Below are 18,722 nucleotides of genomic sequence, written 5' to 3'. Positions count from 1 at the left end.
GCATACGAGATAGCTGTTATAGTCTCGTGGGCTCGGAGATGTGTATAAGAGACAGGCCGGTGGACAGCGCCCCCACCCCCGCCCAGGTCGCCGAGGTCGGGCGGCTGCTCGCCGGGGCGAAGCGCCCGCTGGTAATCGCCGGAGGGTCTCGCTGGACCGAGGACGCGGTGGCCTCGCTGCACGTCTTCGCCGAGACCTTCGCGCTGCCGGTGGCCGTCACCTTCCGCCGCCAGATGCTGTTCGACCACACGCATCCGAACTACGCGGGCGACATCGGGCTGGGCATCAACCCGAAGCTGACCGCCCTGGTGAAGGACGCCGACGTGATTCTGCTGCTCGGCGGCCGCTTCTCGGAGGTGCCGTCGCAGAGCTACGGGCTGCTCGGCATCCCAGAAACCGGCAAGACGCTGATCCACGTCCATCCGGGGGCGGAGGAGCTGGGCCGCGTCTACAGCCCCGACCTCGCCATCAACGCCACGCCGGGGGGCTTCCTCGACGCCGTGGCCGGGCTGGAGGCGCCGGCCTCCCCCGCCTGGGCCGGTCGGGCCGAGGCCGCGCACGCCGCCTACACCGCCTGGAGCGAGCCGCCGGCCACCATCCCCGGCGACGTCCAGATGGGCGCCGTCATGTCCTGGCTGCGCGACACCCTGCCCGACGACGCCATCCTGACCAACGGCGCCGGCAATTACGCCACCTGGATCCACCGTTTCTGGCGCTTCCGCCGCTTCGGCACGCAGGCGGCGCCGGTCTGCGGCTCAATGGGCTACGGCCTGCCCGCCGCCGTCGCGGCCAAGCTGCTCCACCCGGAGCGGGACGTGGTCTGCTTCGCCGGCGACGGCTGCTTCCAGATGACCGGGCTGGAGTTCGGCACCGCCGTGCAGGAGGGCGCCAACCTCATCGTGCTGGTCATCGACAACGGCATGTACGGCACCATCCGCATGCATCAGGAGCGCGAGTATCCGGGCCGCGTGTCCGGCACCGCCCTGACCAACCCGGACTTCGCCGCGCTCGCCCGCGCCTATGGCGGCCATGGCGAGACGGTGGAGCGGACGGAGGAGTTCGCCCCGGCCTTCGAGCGCGCCCGCGCCTCCGGCCGGCCGGCCATTCTGCACGTCAGGCTCGACCCCGAAGCCCTGACGCCGAACCGCAGCCTGTCCGACATCCGCGCCGCCGGGCGCCAGCGCTGACGACTTGAAGTCCCCTCTCCCCTCCGGGGAGAGGGTTAGGGTGAGGGGGTTGCGCTTTTGCCGGACATTCCGTTACGCACATCCCCCTCACCGGCCCTGCGGGCCACCCTCTCCCCAGAGGGGAGAGGGTTATGATGACGAACCGCGACAGCACCGCGCGCCACCCCTCCACCGGTTGCCTTACACCGAGGACCTTTTCCATGCAGCACCGCGACCTTCTCTCCCGCCTCGGCCTTGAGCTTCCCGCCGACGGGGCCGGCCTGTCCGTCCGCTCGCCCATCGACGGCGCTGCGCTGGGCGTGGCGCCGGTCACCCCGGCGTCGGAGATTCCGGAGGTGGCCGCCCGCGCCCAGCGCGCTTTCGAGGCGTGGCGCTCCGTCCCGGCGCCGCGCCGCGGCGAGCTGGTCCGCCTGCTGGGCGAGGAACTGCGCGACGCCAAGGAGGATCTCGGCCGTCTCGTCACGCTGGAGATGGGCAAGATCTTCCAGGAGGGCCTGGGCGAGGTCCAGGAGATGATCGACATCTGCGACTTCGCGGTCGGCCTGTCCCGCCAGCTCTACGGCCTGACCATCGCGTCGGAGCGTCCAGGCCACGCGATGCGCGAGACCTGGCACCCGATGGGTCCCTGCGCGGTGATCTCCGCCTTCAACTTCCCGGTCGCGGTCTGGGCCTGGAACGCCGCCCTGGCGCTGGTCTGCGGCGATCCGGTGATCTGGAAGCCGTCGGAGAAGACCCCGCTGACCGCGCTCGCCTGCCAGCGCATCTTCGAGCGCGCGGTGGCCCGCTTCGGCGACGCCCCGGCGGACCTGCTGCAGGTCGTCAACGGCGGGCGCGACGTCGGCGAGGCTCTGGTCGCCAGCCCGCTGGTTCCCATCGTGTCGGCCACCGGTTCGACCCGCATGGGCCGCGAGGTCGCGCTGAAGGTGGCGGAGCGCTTCGCCCGCCCGATCCTGGAGCTGGGCGGCAACAACGCCATGATCGTGGCACCGTCGGCCGACCTCGACATGGCGGTGCGCGCCATCGTCTTCTCGGCGGTTGGCACCTGCGGCCAGCGCTGCACCACGCTGCGCCGCCTGATCGTCCACAAGGACGTGCGCGACACGCTGCTGCCGCGCCTCAAGGCCGCCTACGCCTCCGTTCCCATCGGCAACCCGCTGGAGTCTGGCGTGCTGGTCGGCCCGCTGAACGACAAGGGCGCCTATGAGGGCATGCAGCGCGCGTTGGAGCAGGCCAAGGCCGACGGCGGCGTGGTGACCGGCGGCGGCCGTGCCCTGGCGGATCAGTATCCGGACGCCTGGTACGTGCAGCCGGCCATCGTCGAGATGCCGGGCCAGACCGACATCGTCCGCCACGAGACCTTCGCCCCGATCCTCTACGTCCTGACCTACGAGACGCTGGAGGAGGCCATCGCGCTTCAGAACGCGGTGCCGCAGGGACTCTCCTCCTGCATCTTCACCACCGACATCCGCGAGGCCGAAAGCTTCCTGTCGGCGGCGGGCAGCGACTGCGGCATCGCCAACGTCAACATCGGCCCGTCGGGCGCGGAAATCGGCGGCGCCTTCGGCGGCGAGAAGGAGACGGGCGGCGGGCGCGAGTCCGGCTCCGACGCCTGGAAGGGCTACATGCGCCGCCAGACGGCCACGGTGAACTACTCGCGCGCCCTGCCGCTGGCCCAGGGGATCAAGTTCGAGATCGCCGGCTGATCCGCAACCGGCTTGCAAGAAATCGCCCCGCAAGAAGAAGGCCGCCCGTTTCACCGGGCGGCCTTTTCTCATTGGAAGGTCGTTGAAAGGTCAGAAGGCTTCGCGCGGAAGCCGCCTTGCGGGTCGATCGGGGGGAGTGTTGCGGCGCAGGTGCTCGGCAATGGGGGTGAGCTGTGCCAGAACCTGCTCGTGGGTCAGGCGGTCCCGCCGCAACACGGCCTGGACCACGGGGTCGTTCAACAGTTCGGCAACGCGGCAGCGCCACGTCTGCTTGGGCAGTCCGTTCATTGCTGTTCTCGTTGCTTGTGGGTTGAAAAAACGCCGGCCCTCACCGGCAGGCGTACGGTACGCGGAGCATGTTACAGTTCGACGCGTACGGCCCGTGATATTTCGGGTACCTGAACGTCCTGTGTACGTGCCTCCGGCATAGGGAATCAGCGGGAGAATCGGGGGCCGTTCAGGCCCCGTTCGCCGCTTCCTTGGCCGCCTCGCGCGCCCGCACCTGCTCGCGGTGGAAGATGTAGATGCCGCTGGCGACGATCACCAGACCGCCGGCGAGGGTCGAGGCGCTGGGCGACTCCCCGAAGACCAGCAGGCCATAGAGCACCGCCCAGATCAGCGTCGTGTAGCCGAAGGGCGCCACCGTCGCCGCGTCCGCCACCGTGTAGGCGCGGATCAGGCAGTAATGGCTGCACGCCCCCAGCACGCCGAGCATGATCATCAGCGCCGCCCCCGTCAGGTCCGGCGTCACCCAGCCGAAGGGCAGCAGCAGCCCGCAGATCACCGTACCGGCCATGCTGGTATAGAAGAAGGTCGTCAGGGTAGAATCGCCGCCGCGCAGCAGTCGGGTGACGATCTGGTAGAGCGCGTTGCACAGCGCGGCGGCCAACGGCAGCAGGATCGCCCATTGGAAGACGATGCTGGCCGGGCCGATGATGATCATCGCCCCGATGAAGCAGCCCAGCACCCCCAGACCGCGCCGCCAGCCCACTTTCTCCTTGAGCAGCGGAACGGAGAGGACGGTGACCAGGACCGGCGCCACGTTGGCGATGGCCGCCACGTCCACGAAGGGCAGCGTCTTGTAGGACACCGCCACCAGCAGCGTCAGCACCGCCAGCAGGGCGGAGCGAAGGATCTGGATCCCCGGACGCTTGGCGATCAAATGGCTGGGGGAGCGCACCGCAACCACGGCGAAGGCGATGGCCAGATGCACCGCGAAGCGCGCCCAGGCGACCTCGGCAAAGGGATAGGTCTGCACCAGAACGCGCAGGGTCGCGTCCTGCGTCACGAACAGAAGCGTGGTCAGCAGCATCCAGGCGATGCCGGCCCGCCCGGAGGAAGAGGAGGACAGGGCCTTTTCGGTGGTGGTCATCGGGCGGCGCTCATGGGCGGGGCGGTCCTTCCTGTGGCGCGCCGGTCCTTATGCCGGACCGGCGCGCCACACCCTGCGCCCCTGGGGCCGGACGGTCAAATGCGATGCTGGTATATCAGTACGGACCTGCAGTTGCGGCCACGCCGGCCATTGGAAAGGGGCCGGCGTGGCGCATGCCCGTCAGTGCTTGTGCTGCGTGCCGCCGGCCTGCGGCCCGCCGGCACCGCCATGGGACGGGGCGGCGGACCCGGCGCTCTGCACGTCCACTTGGACGGTCACCGGCCCGGCCTTCTCGAAGGTCAGGGTCAGCGGGAACGCCTTCCCCGGAGCGAGCGGCTGCTTCAGACCGAACAGCATGACGTGCAGGCCGCCGGGCTGCAGCGCGGTCGGCGAGCCGGGCGACACCTCGATGGCGTCGACCTGGCGCATCTTCATGACGCCGTTGTCCATCAGGTGGGTGTGCAGTTCCGCCTTGTCGGCGACGGGCGTGCTGGCCGACAGCAGGCGGTCGCTGTCCAGGCCGTGGGTGCTCAGCACCATGTAGGCCGAGCCGTTCGGGGCCGAGGGTGCGGTCGCGCGCGCCCAGGGATGTTCGATGTCAACCGGTCCGGCCTTGAAACCATGGGCCAGGGCGGTGCCGGCGGTCAGGGCGATCAGCGCGGCGAGCGCCAGGGCGTGCTTCTTCATGATGACGGAGTCCTGCAAGAAAGGATGTGTCGGAGGATCAGTTGGTCGGGGCAGGACACTTCATCGGCGGAGCACGGGCGTTCGGACGGAAAATGCTCCGGCGGCGGAGCTTGCAGGTTCGGAGGGGAAGCGCGCGCAGCGCCCCGAACAGCCGGGGCGGCGGAACGGTGACGTCCGCCGGGGTCAGCATCGCCGGATGCGCGCAGCCGAGCTGGCAGCCCAGGCAATGCTCCAGATCGTGCTTGGGCTGATCGGGCGCGGCGGGCATCCGGTCCGACGCCCCGTCCGGTCCGCACATCGACGCCGCCCAGAAGGACTGTGCCAGACCGGCGGAAAGTATGGCGACCGCTTGCCCCGGCACCTGGGCCAGCATCAACAGAAGAACGGCGGCCAGCGCCGCGGCCAGCCCGGATCGCCCGCGGAGCGCAAGCGCCGCAAGCGCGGCGCCGCCCTTCTCGCGATGCCCGCTCACCCCGCCCCGCTCCCCAGAACGGAGAGGGGAGGCCGATGGCCGTGCTGACGTTGCACCGTTCAAACCGGTTTCCATTCCACCCACAGGACGGATGACCGGTTGTAGGCGATGTGCGTGGAGCTTGTCGAGTTGCCGCCGTCCACCCGCCAGAGCAATCGCGTTTTGCCTTCATAGCCCTCTCCTCTCCGGGGAGAGGGAATGTCAGATGCAATCGCCCTGGTTTGCCTGCCACCGCAACGTCAGGCCTCATCCCCATCCAGCAAGGCGCGGACGGTGATCTGCAAGGTGTCCACGCCGACCGGCTTGCTGAGCATCCGCGTGCCCGCTCCCAAGCTGTCCGCTTCGAGAGCGGCGTAATGCGCGTAGCCGGTCACGAACAGCACCCTCAACCCGGGGCGAAGCTCCCGCGCGACATCGGCCAGATCCCGCCCGGTCATTCCGGGCAGCCCGACGTCGGTGATCAGAAGGTCGATCGCCGTGTCCGACTCCAGGACCCGGATCGCCGCCTCGGGTTCGGCGGCCTGCACGACGTGGTATCCCTGCCCTTCCAGCGCCTCGACCCACAGCATCAGGACCAGGGCCTCGTCCTCGACCACCAGGATGGTTTCATCGTTGCGGGACGGGTCCGGCGACGACGCGTCCGCTACGGGGACCGAGCTGTCGGCGCCGTCCACACCGTCATGCTGCGGCAGATACAGGCTGACGGTGGTGCCCTGGCCGGGCTGCGACCGCATCGCCGCGTGCCCGCCAGATTGACGCGCGAAGCCATAGAGCTGGCTCAGCCCGAGGCCGGTGCCCTGGCCGATCGGCTTCGTCGTGAAGAAGGGTTCGAACGCCCGCTCCAGCACGTCCGGCGGCATGCCGCTTCCGGTATCGGTGATGCGGAGCAGGACGTAGCGGCCGGGAAGGATATCCCCCTGCGCATCCGAAATGGTCTCGTCCAGAACGGTGTTGCTCGTCTCGACGCGCAGGAGCCCGCCGTCCGGCATGGCGTCGCGGGCGTTGATGGCGAGGTTGAGCAAGGCGCTTTCGACTTGGTTTGCGTCCGCCCAGGTCCGCCAAAGCCCGTCGGCCAGCACCGTCTCCACCCGGATCGATTCGCCGACGGATTGCTGGATCAGGCCGCTCATGGCGGCGACAAGGGCGTTCAAATCCAGGCTGCGCGGCGTCAGCGGCTGGCGCCGGGCAAAGGCCAGAAGATGCCGGGTGAGCGCCGCGGCGCGGTCGCCCGCCGTGACGGCCATGGCGACGTGCCGCAGCAGCGGATCGCCGGCACGCAGCGTGCTCTGCAACATGTGCAGGTTGCCGAGCATGACCTGAAGCAGGTTGTTGAAGTCGTGGGCGATCCCGCCGGTGAGCTGGCCGACCGCCTCCATCTTCTGGGCCTGCTGCAACGCCTCCTCGGCCTTGCGGCGCTCCTGCATCTCCGTCTGCAGGGACCGGGTGCGCTCCGCCACCCGGTCTTCCAACTCCTCATTGGCCCGCTCGATGTCGGCCAGAAGCGTCCGCATGCGGTATTGGCGCAGGCGGGTCCGCGCCGCGGACTGCGCAGCACTTTGCAGCGCTTCGGCGTGCAGGGGCGGATCCAGCAGCGTGACATTGCCGAGCCGCTGGAACTGCGCCCAGCGCGCCTTGCTGGCCGACCGGTTGCCGCGGGACGTGAGCACCAGAACCGGCAGGTCCGACCAGGGCGGCTGGGCCTCCAAACAGGCGACCAGAGGCTCCATGCCTGACCTCAGCAACGCGCCTTCGGAGAGGATCAGAGCCGTGACGTCCCTCGTCAGGCCATCGCACAGGGCCGGCAGATCGGCGCAGAACTGTGTGGTCATGCCGACCTCGTCCAGCACGAGGCGGATGACCTCCGCGTCCCGGCCATGCGGGGCGAGCACGAGGATCGGGGCGTCCATGCGCGGCGGTCAGCCCGTCTCGCTCCGCCCGCGCAACAACGGGTCCGCCGACCCGTCGTAGCTGGGCACGCCGGTGAGCACCCCCTGGAACTCCAGGAGCTGCGGGCCGACCTGCATGCCGTCGGGAAACAGACGGAACTCGCGGATCGCCAGCTCATGGACGCCGGTGCGCTTCTTGACCACCGAGATCGCCTTGCGCACCTGCCCCGCCGCTTCGAAGAAGCGCAGCAGGACCACGGTGTCGCTCATGAAGGACAGGTCCACCGGATTCTGGATGTCGCCGACGATCCCCTGCTGGGCCAGGATGAGGATGGTAACGACACCCTGGTTGTTCAGATAGGTCAGCAGCTCGTGCATCTGCAGGATGAGCGCCTTTTCCTCCGGCATGGTGCTGAGATACGAATTGAGGCTGTCGATCACCACGACGCGCGCCTTCTGGTCCTCCACCTGGCGGCGGACCTGCCAGACGAACTGGCCCGGCGACAGGCGCGACGGGTTCGCGCGCTCCCAGCCCAGTTCGCCCTTGCGCACCGCCTCCTCGATGTCGATGCCGAGCGCGGTGCTGCGCAAGGCCAGGGTTTCGAAGGATTCGTCGAAGGAGAAATAGGCGGCGTGCTCACCACGGCGCACCGCCGCCGCGACATATTGCAGAGCGATGGACGACTTGCCGACGCCCGACGGGCCGACGAGCATCGTCGTCGTGCCGCGCGTCAACCCGCCGCCCATCAGCTCGTCCAGCCCGCTCAGGCTGCTTGACACGGCGGTCGGCTCGAACTCCACCTTGTGCTCGTCGGCGATCAGGCTCGGGAAGATCAGCACGTTGCCCGGCGTGATGGCGAAGTCATGCCAACCGCTCTGGTATTCGGAGCCGCGCATCTTGGCGATCCGCAGGCGCCGCCGCGCCGCGCCATAGGAACGCTCGATCTGCTCCAGGCTGACCACGCCGTGCATCAGGCTGTGCAGTTCCATGGAGCCGGTCTGGCTGGTCAGATCGTCCAGCGCCAACGTGGTGCAGTGGCGTCCTTGCAGGAACTGTTTGAGTGCCAGGATCTGCCGCCGGTAGCGAAGCTGGTCCTGGGCGAGCAGGCGCAGCTCCGACAGGGAATCGATCACCACGAGGTCCGGCTTCTCGGCCTCGATCCGCTCGGTGATCAGGCGCATGGTTTCGCCCAGCTCGACTTCCGACGGGTAGAGCACGCTCTGCTGGCGGTCGAGCTGCGCCTCCAGCGGGACCAGTTCGAAAATGCCAATGCCGTCCAGTGACCAGCCGTGGCTTTTGGCCGAGGCGCGCAGCTCCGTCTCGGTTTCCGACAGGGTCACGTACAGGCCCCGCTTGCCGTCGCACAGGCCCTTCAGCAGGAATTGAAGCGCGATGGTCGTCTTTCCGGTTCCCGGAGCGCCTTCCAGAAGATGCAGCCGCGCGCGCGGCAGGCCCCCCCCTCAGGACCAGATCGAATTCTGGAATTCCGGTCAGGATCTTGTCCGTCTTGGTCGGCTTCGACACCCAGGTCTCCTCTTGGTCTGGCCCGCTGGCAGCGCCTTGCGCCACACGCCGCCGTGATGTGGTGAACGGCCCGAACGCCTGGACGGACGGACAAACGCACAGCCTCGGAGAACATCCACGCCCCGCGGGCGCGGCTCCGCCACCATCAACCCAATGCCGGGGTTCCTGTTCCTTTGTGCCTTCGGGATGCCGACCGTCGGGGATGCTTGGACGTCACCGCGGGTTACCGCGATGTTGGGCGGCGGTGCGAACGACGCCTGGGTTCGACTGGCGCGACCTTTACCGGCCCGACCCCAGCACGCGGCGGCGCTTGGGATCCGGTCCCAGCGAGCGGATAAAGGGCGGCAATCCGCCGGCCGACCGCGTGTTGAAGACCGCCTTCGGCGCATCCTCCTCCGCTTTCTCCGGCACCGCCGCCTCTTCCATGGCCGTCTCCGGGGCAGCGTTCGCCCTGCCGAAGCCGCGGGCGATCCACAGGACGAGCGCGCCGGACAGCAAAAGCAGCAGCGGCGGCACGGCGGCGCGCAGGCCCCAGGGCCACAGAACCTCCGCCCGGCGCGTCCAGCGCTCCGCCCAGAAACGCTCGGCGATCTGCCGCACGCGCTCCTCGCCGAGGCCCGGCGGGGCGGCAAGGCTGGTGCCGTCGGGGAAGTCCGTCCGTGCCACGACGCCCCGCCTCACCCCATCCTCCACCACCGCCTCGTCGGCGGCGTAGTGCTGCGGCAGAAAGGCGTCCCTTGCGTCCGAATAGGCGTAGAGACCGGCGAAAGGATGGCGCCCCTGCAGATCGGCGGCGGCGAAGGCGGCGACCACCGCCCCCCACAGCAGGGCGGCGGCCAGCCAGCCCCGCCACAGGCCCTTGCTCCAATTCATGTCCCGTCTCCCTCTTGCCCAAGGAGGCTCTTCCCCAAGGAGGCGGAAAAACTAAAGACCCGGCCGGCGGGCAGCCAGGGTCAAAAACCGGCCTTTCGCAACCGGACCTTTTAAAATCAGGCTGCGGGCTTCAGCAATTCGCGCAGGATGTGCGGGGTGATCGGCTTGTGGACGAGGCGGAAGCCGGCGCCGCGGATTTCGGTGATGCGTTCGGGCGCGGTGTCGCCGGTCAGTACGACGGCGGGGATGCGCACGCCGCAGACGCCGTGGATGTCGCGGATCGCCTCCACGCCCGTCCGCCCCTCGCGCAGGCGGTAATCGGCGATGATGAGGTCCGGCAGCCGGCCCAGCCCATGCAGGACGTCAACCGCCTCCTCCGCCGACACGGCGGCCACCACCTCGTAGCCCCACTGTTCCAGCAGGGTGCGCAGGCTGAGCAGCACGATGGCCTCGTCGTCGATGACCACCACCAGTCCTTGCCCGTCGTCGTTGGCCCGGTCCGGCCCGTTGCGGCGCAGGATGGCGCGGGCGCGCACGGAGGGAAGCTCCACCGAGAAGACGCTGCCCCGTCCGGGCCGCGAGCGCAGGGCGTTCGTGTGGCCGAGCAGCCCGGCCAGCCGTTTCACGATGGCGAGGCCGAGACCCAGCCCCTTGGCGCGGTCGCGCTCCTGGTTGCCGATCTGGAAGAACTCTTCGAAGACGACCTGCTGCAACTCCTCCGGCACGCCGACGCCGCTGTCGGCCACCTCGATGCGCAATGCACCGTTGCCGCGCCGGCAGCCAACCACGACGCCGCCCCGCTCGGTGTAGCCCAGCGCGTTCTCGATCAGGTTGCGCAGGATGCGTTCCAGCAGCATCGGGTCGGTGCGCGCCCACAGCGAGGTCGGCACGATCCGCAGCCGCAGCCCCTGCCCCTCCGCCTGCGGTCCGTATTCCGCGGCCAGCCGGTCGAGCAGCGGCCCGACCGCGCATTCGGTGACGCTGGGCTCCACCGCCCCGGCGTCGAGCCGCGACACGTCGAGAAGTCCGTCGAGCAGGAGCTTCAGCGCGTCCAGCGAATGGCCCATGCTGGCCACCAGCTCGTGGCCGGGCTGGCCGTGCAGCTTGTCGCCCAGCACCTGCGCGAAGAAGTAGAGCGACTGCACGGGCTGGCGCAGGTCGTGGCTGGCCGCCGCCAGGAACTGGGTCTTCGCCCGTTCCGCCTTCTCGGCGCGGTTCTTCTCCCGCCGGGCCTCGTCCGCCGCGGTCAGGGCGCGCTCCATCGCCTGCTCCGCCGCCTCCTTGGCGGCGAACAAAGCCTCCTCCGCCGTCTTGCGGGCGGTGATGTCGCGCACGATGCCCGTAAAACGCACCTCGCCGTCGGCCTTCCATTCGGCGACCGACAGCTCCAGAGGGAACACCGACCCGTCCTTGCGCTGGCCCGTCACCTCGCGCCCGATGCCGATGATCTGGCGCTCCCCCGTGCGGTGATAGCGCTTCAAATAGCCGTCGTGCGCGCTGCGGTCGGGATCGGGCATCAGCATGCTGACGTTGCGGCCCATCACCTCCTCCGCGGCGTAGCCGAAGATACGTTCGGCGGCGCGGTTGAAGCTGTGCAGGACGCCGGCCCGGTCGATGACCACGATGGCGTCAACCGCCGTGTCGACGATGGCGCGGTAGCGCGCCTCCGCATGGGCGGCGGATTCACTGGCGCCGACCAGCGCGGCGCTGGCCTCGGCCAGGACGCGGTGCAACTCGTCGATCTCGCGCACCGGAACGCCGCCGTCATAGCGGATAGCCCGCCCCTCCATCAGGCTACCGCCATGGGCGGCCAGTTCGCGGACGGGGTGGGCGAGCCGACGCGCGAAGACCGCCGCCGACGCCAGAGACACGGCCAGCAGGACCAGTCCGAGCCCCAACGCCAGCACCACCGTGCGGTTCAGCGGGTTGAGCACGGCCTCCGTCGGCGTTGCGGCCGCGAGGGTCCAGTCGGCGCGCTGCGTGCGGTGGAAGGCGCCGATAATCTCCACCCCGTCCAGCGTGGCGCCGCGGTAGTTGCCGGTGTCGGCCGTGCCGCGTGCCGCCAGAAACCAGTCGGGCACCGCTCGTCCCAGATACTCCGCATGTTCGCGCGAGCGGGCGGCGATCCGGTCCTGGCCGTCGATGATCACGGCGATCAGGCCGGACCGGGTCTCGAAACCCTCCAGCAGATTGCTCCAGGTCTGCGGATCGACCACCGCCGACAGGATATAGCGCAGGCTGCCGTCGCGCAGCACCGGCACCATGACAGCGATCGTCGGGCGCTCCGCCGCCGTCGCAGTGACCAGATCGGACACCGCCGGCTGGCGGGTCGCGGTCAGCCGTTGCAGCGCGTCGCGCTGGGGCACATCCGGCAGCGGAGCGCCGAGCCGGACCGCCGTGTTGACGATCTGTCGCCCCGACGGGTCGATCAGCGCGATGTTGGTCCAGGAGGGGTGCTGAGTCAGCGCCAGCGTCGCCCGCTCGTAGAAACCGGCGGGATCGTCGGCCGCCAGAGCGTCCGTGCGGGACAGCGCCCGCAGCGCCTCGATGGTCGCTTCCAACTCCCGGTCGACGATCAGGGCCAGCGCCTCCGCCGTGTCGGCCATATTGTCGTTGACGGCGTCCCGCTGCTGCTGCACCAGCCAGCCGATGAGCATGCCGCCGAGCAGGAGCATCGGCACCAGCGTCACGAGCACAAGCCTCAGCAGGTACCCGTGCAGAGTCATCGGTTGCTGACGGGACACCGTCTTCAGCGGCATGGATGGACAATCCGAAAGGTTCGGCGCACGAACAGATTATCACATCTTGCTCCGCCCTTTCGTGCTTCGCCACCGGAATCTGAATCGATGGGATGAGCCTGTTTATACAGGCGTTACCCTGTTGGAATAATGAAGGGTCTGCCAAGCCTTCGCTCCAGCTTTTCGTCGCGATCCACAGTCATTGGTATACTTGGCTTCTCGAACTGAACTTTTCATGCGCGTCTGCTTACTGAAAGATACGTGGTCATGTCCTTGACATACCGTGGTATGAAGATCGTTGGCCGACCGATCCCTTATCAAAACCTTAGGAACGACAAGCCTCATCTGAGACCGAGGCTGCGCGGAAGCCAGGACCACTTGCGCATCGTCCGGCGTGACGGAGACCGGAGTGGAAACCGGTGCCGGGCGCGTTGTTGCTGTCGGCGTCGCCGGGGCGACCGGAGGGGCGGCCAGGGCGGCAGCCTGCTGACGGCGGGCGGTTTCCGCCTCCTTCTCTTTCTGATGGCGGCGATGAGCAATCTCACGGGCACGGAGTTGCTGTTCCTGGCGCAGGGCCATGGCCAGCCGGCGCAGGGCCGCCGTTCCGCTGGTCACCGATGCCTGACCGGAGGCAGCCCGGAAATCGCCGACCGTGGGGAAGCGCCGGTAACCAGACCGGAAGGAGGACCAGACGCCGCGGAAACCGGCGATCCATTCCTCGGCGGGCCAGCCGGCCATCTCGAGAATATCGGCCTCCAGCACATCGGCGTCCGGAAGCTCCAGGCCGAAGCGCGCCGCCAGCTTCTCGATGCCGGTCAGCACATTCTCCACACCAATCAATGGGCAGATGCCCTCAAGGACGGCCTCCACCCGCTCGGCCAGCGCGCCGATCTCCTCCGGCGCGCAGTCGGCGATCTCGAAGCGCAGGTCGGCGCGCTCAAGCCGGGCGAGCGAGGCGATCGCGCAGGGCAGAGAGGACGCCGGCGTTGCGGGCAGCCACGCCATGTCCGGCGTCTGCGGGTCGCCGCCAACGGGAAGGCTCACGGGAAGGCTCGGCAGGTTGGCGGTCATTCTGGTCGCTCCGGTTGGAGGGGCGGCGGGAGGCGGTTGCAAAGGGGACGACGGTGCCTTCGGGCGTTTCACTGGCTGGTGCCACGGCAGGGGCGACCAACTCGCGGGCCACCCATTTGCGCCAAGCCCCGGACGGGTCGGCCGGGCTGTAGCCGTTGCGGGCGTTGGCTTTGCGGCACCAGGACACGAACTTTCGGGTCACCGTGGCCGGATCGACTTCCGGGCGGGTCTCCGCAGCCCAGGCCAGATCCGCGGCGTCCGGTTGCCAGTCTTCGGCGAGGGCGTCCCGGTTCTTGATGCCCGGAGACCCAGCCGATTCCCTCGCCCGGAAGGAGGAGGAGTTTTGAGAGTCAGGATTCAGGGGATTCACAGTTCTTAGGAGTCCGTCAGCCGGCTGACCGGTGGTGTCGACGGGCCGACCGGAAGAGTCGGTGTCCTGCGCGCCCACCAGGGCATAGACCATCCCGCGGAAGCCGCGTTCGCGGCGGGCTTCCACCAGGGACAGGTCCGGCGCCTGCAGCTTCGTCAGCACGGCGGACAGCCAGGGACGGCTCTTGCCGAGTTCGGCGGCCAACTCGTCCTGGACCAGACCGGCGCAGACACCGGCGGCGTCCGCCCGCGCGTAGAGGCCGGAGAGCACAGCGATCTCCGCGGCTCCCACGCCGGGCGCAGCGATCCATCGCCGGTACAAGGTCGTGTACGGGGTCATTGTCTTCCCATGATCCAGCGCTTCAATCCCGGCGGAAGACAAAGCGGGAGCGTCAGTGGAATCCGCGATTCCACTTGGTTTTCCGGACCTACCCTGGCATCATGAAGTCGCCAAACCGCTGATGCGGGGTCCGGTTTTCCCGGTCTTCCATCGGTTTTCGACACTTCGGTGTGCACGAGGGCACAGGTCGCCAAACCTGTGCCCTTTGTGTTTCCGGAGGTCGTGTCCTCCGTTACGTCATCGTCGCCTCCTTCGGCGTGTCGCGGCTGTTCGAAGCCGCCAGCTGAAAATCCTGGCCCAAAATACTGGTCCAAAAGCTATCGGTTCGGGCTTTGGTGAGCCCGTTACGCAAGATGTTGTCGTGGCCCCAACAGGCTGTCCACGATTCAAATGCGTGCATCGGAATCGCTCCGGTTGCGCCGATGCGGGGACGTGGAGTCAGTGGAATCAAGACCTTGAGCCCCCTGGAGCGGTGGCGGACCAGGTCTGGGTGTCGCCGTTCTGCCGAGAAACCGGGTGGAAAACGTCGCCGTTCTGCCGAAAGATTCCAGCGCACGGCGCGTCGTGCCGGGAGGTCGGAGTCCGCCGGATGTCGCCGTTCTGCCGAATAATCTGGGCTGTGGCCCCTCGGTGACTCCGGGAATCGGCCGAGAATCGGACTCCGACTCGCGCAACCGAGTGTCGCCGTTCTGCCAATGTGCTCCCCCCGCGGCGGCCTCCGGACCCCGGGGAGTCCGGAAAGAGTCAGGGAATCCAAGCCTTTCAACGCTGTTTTGTGGCTTGTCGGGAGTCCGGACCGTCAGAACGCGGACGCTTTCGGCAGCGAAACCCTCCGGCGTGGCACAGCGTCCGGGGGAACTGGCAGAACGGCGACATTCATCCGCACGGTCACAGCGTCGTTTCCGGCCGGTGAGGAATCTTTCGGCAGAATGGCGACGTTGGCGCCTGCGCTGTGGAACATGCGGGGCGTATCGGGAATCAATACCGTAACCGCCAGCGGCGGGGCCGGGGAGATTGGGTGCATGGACGACCACAAGACCGACCAGGAAAACGCCGAACTGCTGGACCGTCCGGTCCAGCTGGCGCTGCGGCTGGATTCGCCGCTGCGCGGCGACGTGAACAATGACCGGGCCCTGATGGCCTATTCGCTGTTCGGCCTGTCGAAGGACAAGGTGGAAAGCCTTCCCACCTACGACGACGGCAAGGTGAAGATCGAAGTGCGCGCCCCGCGCGACGTCGGCGTTGCGACGATCTGGGACAAGTCGGTGCTGATCTACGCCGTCTCGCTGCTGCGCGAGAAGATGGCGGAGGGCAAGATGGGGCCGGAGGTGGGAAAGCTGCACTTCACCACCAGCGACCTCCAGCGCATCGTCGGCAAGACCGCCGGGGGCAGCGCCTACGACAAGATCGAAGGGGCGCTGGAGCGGCTCCAGGGCACCCAGATCAAGACCAACCTTGAGGCCGGTGGCGAAGGCGAGAGCGGCGCCTTCTCCTGGATATCCGACTACAAGCTGCTGTACCGCCGTGGCAAGAAGGACGGCGAGCGGCAGGTGCGCGGCCTGACGCTGGTCCTGTCGAACTGGGTGGTGCGCGCGGCGCTGGGCAACAACCTGCTGACCTATTCGGAAGACTACTTCGCGCTGAAGCCCATCGAGAAGCGGCTCTACGAGATCGCCCGCGCCCATCTGGGCCACGGCAACGCCTTCTGGATGGCGCTGGAGCCGCTGCGCAAGCGGGTCGGTTCTGACAATGACCTGCGCAAGTTCAAGAACGCGCTCGGCCCCGTGCTCCAGGCCGACCGCATTCCCGGCTACGGCGTGCGCATCGTCGAAGCCTCGGAGTACAAGGAGCTGATGACGGCGCGCGGCGCCTCCATCGCCCGCGTGCTGAACGCCGACCTGCCGGTCATCTTCTGGCGCAAGGACGCCGGCGAGCCGGAGAGCTGGATCGACATTCCCAGGGTCGAGTTCGACGAGGTGGTCTGATTCCCCTCCCCTATTCCGCCAGCAGAAGATCGCGGAAGGTCCGGGCGGCGTGGCTCAACCCGCGCTCGCGGTGGCGCAGCAGGCGGAAGGGCCGTTCGGGCAGCGGGAAGGGAACGCGGTGCAGATGCCCGGCCGCCAGCGCGCCGCGCGCCACCAGATCCGACAGGGCGGTGGCCCCCGCCCCGGCCATGACCGCCGACAGCACCGCCTCGTTCGAGGGCAGCTCCAACGCCACCGGCAAAGCCTCCGGCGCCCTCCCCTGCCCGCGCAGCGCCTCCTCGAACTCGGAGCGGGTGCCCGACCCGGCCTCGCGCAGGACCCAGGGGGAGCGGTGCAGTTCCTCCATCGGCAGGTCGCTCCGCACGCGCCAGGGGTGACCGTTCCCCACCAGCAGCAGAAGACGGTCGCCGGCCAGTAGGTCCTGGTCGAGCAACGGGTCCGCCACCTCCCCTTCCACCAACCCCAGATCGGCGGCGCCGTCCAGCACGGCCTTGGCGACCTGGGCGGTGTTGGCGGCCTTCACCGCGACGTCGACGTCCGGATAGCGCTGGTGGAAGGCCACGAGCCGTTCGGGCAGCCAATAACCGGTGATGGTCTGGCTGGCGTGGATGGCGATGCGCCCGCGCTTCAACGCCGACAGGTCGGCCAGCATGCGCTCCGCCGCTTCGGCGCGGGCGAGCACCGCGACGGCCTCCCCCAGGAACAGGCGCCCGGCCTCCGTCAGCTCGATGCGGCGGCCCACCCGGTCGAACAGGCGGACGGCGTGCCGGGCCTCCAGGCTGGAGACGGCGGCGCTGACCGCGGACTGCGTCAGATTCAGGGAGGCGGCGGCCCGCGTCACATGCTGCTGCGTGGCGACCGCCACAAAGATGCGGAGCTGTTCGAGAGTCATCCGGTTCCCTGCCCGTTCAAACGTTCGATTTCATCGAACGATTCGTCCACTATAATCCGTTGGAACGAACGGTCCAGAGGAGGCAGCTTCCCGGCATCGGAATTCGAGGACGCCATGCCGAACGATCTTCTTCCATCGCCCCGCCGGACCCTTGGTGCCCTGCTGCCGGGGGTTCTGCTCTGCTCCGGCGTGAGCGGCGTGGCGCTGGCCCTGCAAAGCCTGGAGGTGCGGGTTTTCGGGCAGGCTTGGCTGGAGGCGCTGGTCCTGGCGATCCTGATCGGGGTGGCCCTGCGCAGCGTCTGGGCGCCGGGGCGGCGCTGGAAGGCGGGAACGGACTTCAGCGCCAAGACGTTGCTGGAGGTCGCGGTGCTGCTGCTGGGTGCTTCCATCGACCCGGAGACGATCTTGGCGGCCGGGCCGGGACTGGTGGCGGGGATCGCCGGGGTGGTCGCCCTGGCCCTGGCGGTCAGCTACGGCATCGGGCGCCTGCTGGGATTGCCACCGCGCATGGCGGTGCTGGTCGCCTGCGGCAACTCGATCTGCGGCAACTCGGCCATCGCGGCGACGGCGCCGGTGATCGGGGCGCACGGCGACGACGTGGCCGCGGCCATCGCCTTCACGGCGGTGCTGGGTGTTCTGGTGGTGTTGGGTCTGCCGCTGCTGGTGCCGCTGCTCGGACTCACCCCCATGCAGTATGGCGTGTTCGCCGGGCTGACCGTTTACGCGGTGCCGCAGATCCTGGCGGCGACGGCGCCGGTCGGTGCGCTGAGCGTCCAGGTCGGGACTCTGGTGAAGCTGCTGCGCGTGCTGATGCTGGGACCGGTGGTGGTGGCGCTGGCCCTGATGGCGAAGCCGGAGGGGAGCGCGCCGGAGCACGCCAAAACCCGCGTGCCGCTGCGCCGGCTGGTGCCCTGGTTCATCCTCGGCTTCCTGGCGCTGGCCGGGCTGCGGGCGGCGGGGCTGATCCCGGACGCCGCCCTGACGGCCAGCCAGACCGCGGCGGGCATCCTGACGGTGCTGTCGATGGCCGCGCTGGGGCTCGGGGTGGATGTGCGGATGCTGTCGCGGGCGGGTCTGCGCGTCACCGCGGCGGTGGTGCTGTCGCTGGCGGCGCTCGGCGCCATCGGGCTGGGGCTGATCCGGCTGCTGGGAATTATGTGAGCGTGGATGGGGTAGCGGCAGGGCGGCAGCGCTTGCAGGGGTGGAAGCCCGCCGCCTCCGCCGCAGCGGCGTCGGGGTGGAAGGAGACGTTTTCCCGCTTGGCCCGACGCGATGGACAGGACGGCCGACAATAGACGCCGGTGGTGCGCACCGCGTAGACGAAGCGCCCGTCACCATCCCGCTCCCGGCGCATCACGGCGCTCCACATCGCGTCCTCGTCCATGGCGTCCTCCCGATTCTGATGGCGGGATCGTCGCGGATGCCGCGACGGAGGGCCACCCGTTTCCTGCGTCCCGCAAAAAGACGGCCGGCAGAGGTTCTGCCGGCCGCGAGGTTCGGGGAGGGAGGGACGCGAAGCGGGGGAGCCTTACTTCTGGATGCCGATGACCTGCTGCTGGGCCTTGTTGCCGATGCCGGCGGCGAGGTTGGAGACGGTGCCGAGGTTCTGGTTGAACAGGGCG

The 18,722-nt window shown here is 68.8% G+C and carries 16 protein-coding genes; 4 read left to right on the top strand and 12 right to left on the bottom strand.

Translation table 11 applies throughout. The features are described from left to right. A partial coding sequence (locus Q4I23_RS19495) for a thiamine pyrophosphate-dependent enzyme (protein ID WP_498527275.1) occupies positions 1–1,187 on the top strand: 1,187 nt, incomplete at its 5' end. A gap of 200 nt (positions 1,188–1,387) precedes the next feature. Further along, the gene (gene amaB, locus Q4I23_RS19490; RefSeq protein ID WP_137142686.1) at positions 1,388–2,890 is read left to right on the top strand and encodes an L-piperidine-6-carboxylate dehydrogenase; all 1,503 of its coding nucleotides are present in this window, start codon (positions 1,388–1,390) and stop codon (positions 2,888–2,890) included. A 90-nt stretch (positions 2,891–2,980) separates the two neighbouring features. Here amaB and Q4I23_RS19485 read toward each other — a convergent pair whose 3' ends face one another. From Q4I23_RS19485 to Q4I23_RS19440, 10 genes are all read right to left on the bottom strand, one after another. Then, positions 2,981–3,178, bottom strand: coding sequence for a hypothetical protein (locus Q4I23_RS19485; protein ID WP_454020736.1), 198 nt, complete (start codon positions 3,176–3,178; stop codon positions 2,981–2,983). Positions 3,179–3,347: 169 nt separating this feature from the next. Next, positions 3,348–4,262 carry a DMT family transporter gene (locus tag Q4I23_RS19480; RefSeq protein WP_454020737.1) on the bottom strand — a complete coding sequence of 305 codons (915 nt, stop codon included), beginning with the start codon at positions 4,260–4,262 and terminating at the stop codon, positions 3,348–3,350. 180 nt (positions 4,263–4,442) lie between these two features. Continuing rightward, the gene (locus tag Q4I23_RS19475; RefSeq protein ID WP_498527274.1) at positions 4,443–4,949 is read right to left on the bottom strand and encodes a copper chaperone PCu(A)C; all 507 of its coding nucleotides are present in this window, start codon (positions 4,947–4,949) and stop codon (positions 4,443–4,445) included. Positions 4,950–4,986: 37 nt separating this feature from the next. Continuing rightward, positions 4,987–5,421 carry a DUF2946 family protein gene (locus Q4I23_RS19470; RefSeq protein WP_498527273.1) on the bottom strand — a complete coding sequence of 145 codons (435 nt, stop codon included), beginning with the start codon at positions 5,419–5,421 and terminating at the stop codon, positions 4,987–4,989. Between the two features lie 239 nt (positions 5,422–5,660). Next, positions 5,661–7,328 (bottom strand): ATP-binding protein, encoded by a 1,668-nt coding sequence (locus Q4I23_RS19465; protein ID WP_498527272.1) that lies wholly within the window; start codon positions 7,326–7,328, stop codon positions 5,661–5,663. 9 nt (positions 7,329–7,337) lie between these two features. Then, the gene (locus Q4I23_RS19460; protein ID WP_498527277.1) at positions 7,338–8,759 is read right to left on the bottom strand and encodes an ATPase domain-containing protein; all 1,422 of its coding nucleotides are present in this window, start codon (positions 8,757–8,759) and stop codon (positions 7,338–7,340) included. A 352-nt stretch (positions 8,760–9,111) separates the two neighbouring features. Continuing rightward, positions 9,112–9,705, bottom strand: coding sequence for a hypothetical protein (locus tag Q4I23_RS19455; protein ID WP_498527271.1), 594 nt, complete (start codon positions 9,703–9,705; stop codon positions 9,112–9,114). 116 nt (positions 9,706–9,821) lie between these two features. After that, the gene (locus Q4I23_RS19450) at positions 9,822–12,464 is read right to left on the bottom strand and encodes a PAS domain S-box protein (RefSeq protein ID WP_498527270.1); all 2,643 of its coding nucleotides are present in this window, start codon (positions 12,462–12,464) and stop codon (positions 9,822–9,824) included. 102 nt (positions 12,465–12,566) lie between these two features. After that, on the bottom strand, positions 12,567–13,487 hold the full coding sequence (locus Q4I23_RS19445) for a hypothetical protein (RefSeq protein ID WP_498527276.1): 921 nt from the start codon (positions 13,485–13,487) through the stop codon (positions 12,567–12,569). Next, positions 13,381–14,223, bottom strand: coding sequence for a hypothetical protein (locus tag Q4I23_RS19440; protein ID WP_498527269.1), 843 nt, complete (start codon positions 14,221–14,223; stop codon positions 13,381–13,383). The genes Q4I23_RS19445 and Q4I23_RS19440 overlap by 107 nt, the downstream gene beginning before the upstream one ends. Before the next feature lie 1,022 nt (positions 14,224–15,245). Here Q4I23_RS19440 and Q4I23_RS19435 point away from each other — a divergent pair. Then, entirely contained in the window at positions 15,246–16,208 is a 963-nt protein-coding gene (locus tag Q4I23_RS19435; protein ID WP_237907760.1) for a replication initiator protein A, read from the top strand. Between the two features lie 10 nt (positions 16,209–16,218). Here the strand turns inward: Q4I23_RS19435 and Q4I23_RS19430 are convergent, their stop codons facing one another. Continuing rightward, positions 16,219–17,100 (bottom strand): LysR family transcriptional regulator, encoded by an 882-nt coding sequence (locus tag Q4I23_RS19430; protein WP_498527268.1) that lies wholly within the window; start codon positions 17,098–17,100, stop codon positions 16,219–16,221. A gap of 114 nt (positions 17,101–17,214) precedes the next feature. On the opposite strand from Q4I23_RS19430, the gene Q4I23_RS19425 reads away from it, so the two are divergent. After that, a complete protein-coding gene (locus tag Q4I23_RS19425; RefSeq protein ID WP_498527267.1) occupies positions 17,215–18,261 on the top strand; it encodes a YeiH family protein in 1,047 nt (348 codons plus the stop codon). On the opposite strand, the gene Q4I23_RS19420 is transcribed toward Q4I23_RS19425, so the two are convergent. Next, on the bottom strand, positions 18,254–18,484 hold the full coding sequence (locus tag Q4I23_RS19420) for an Ada metal-binding domain-containing protein (protein WP_498527266.1): 231 nt from the start codon (positions 18,482–18,484) through the stop codon (positions 18,254–18,256). The two genes, Q4I23_RS19425 and Q4I23_RS19420, sit on opposite strands and share 8 nt — an antisense overlap. Between the last annotated feature and the right edge of the window lie 238 nt (positions 18,485–18,722).

The organism is Azospirillum sp. UFLA03-27 (genome assembly GCF_059803775.1).
This window is presented reverse-complemented; position numbering and strand designations above follow the sequence as displayed.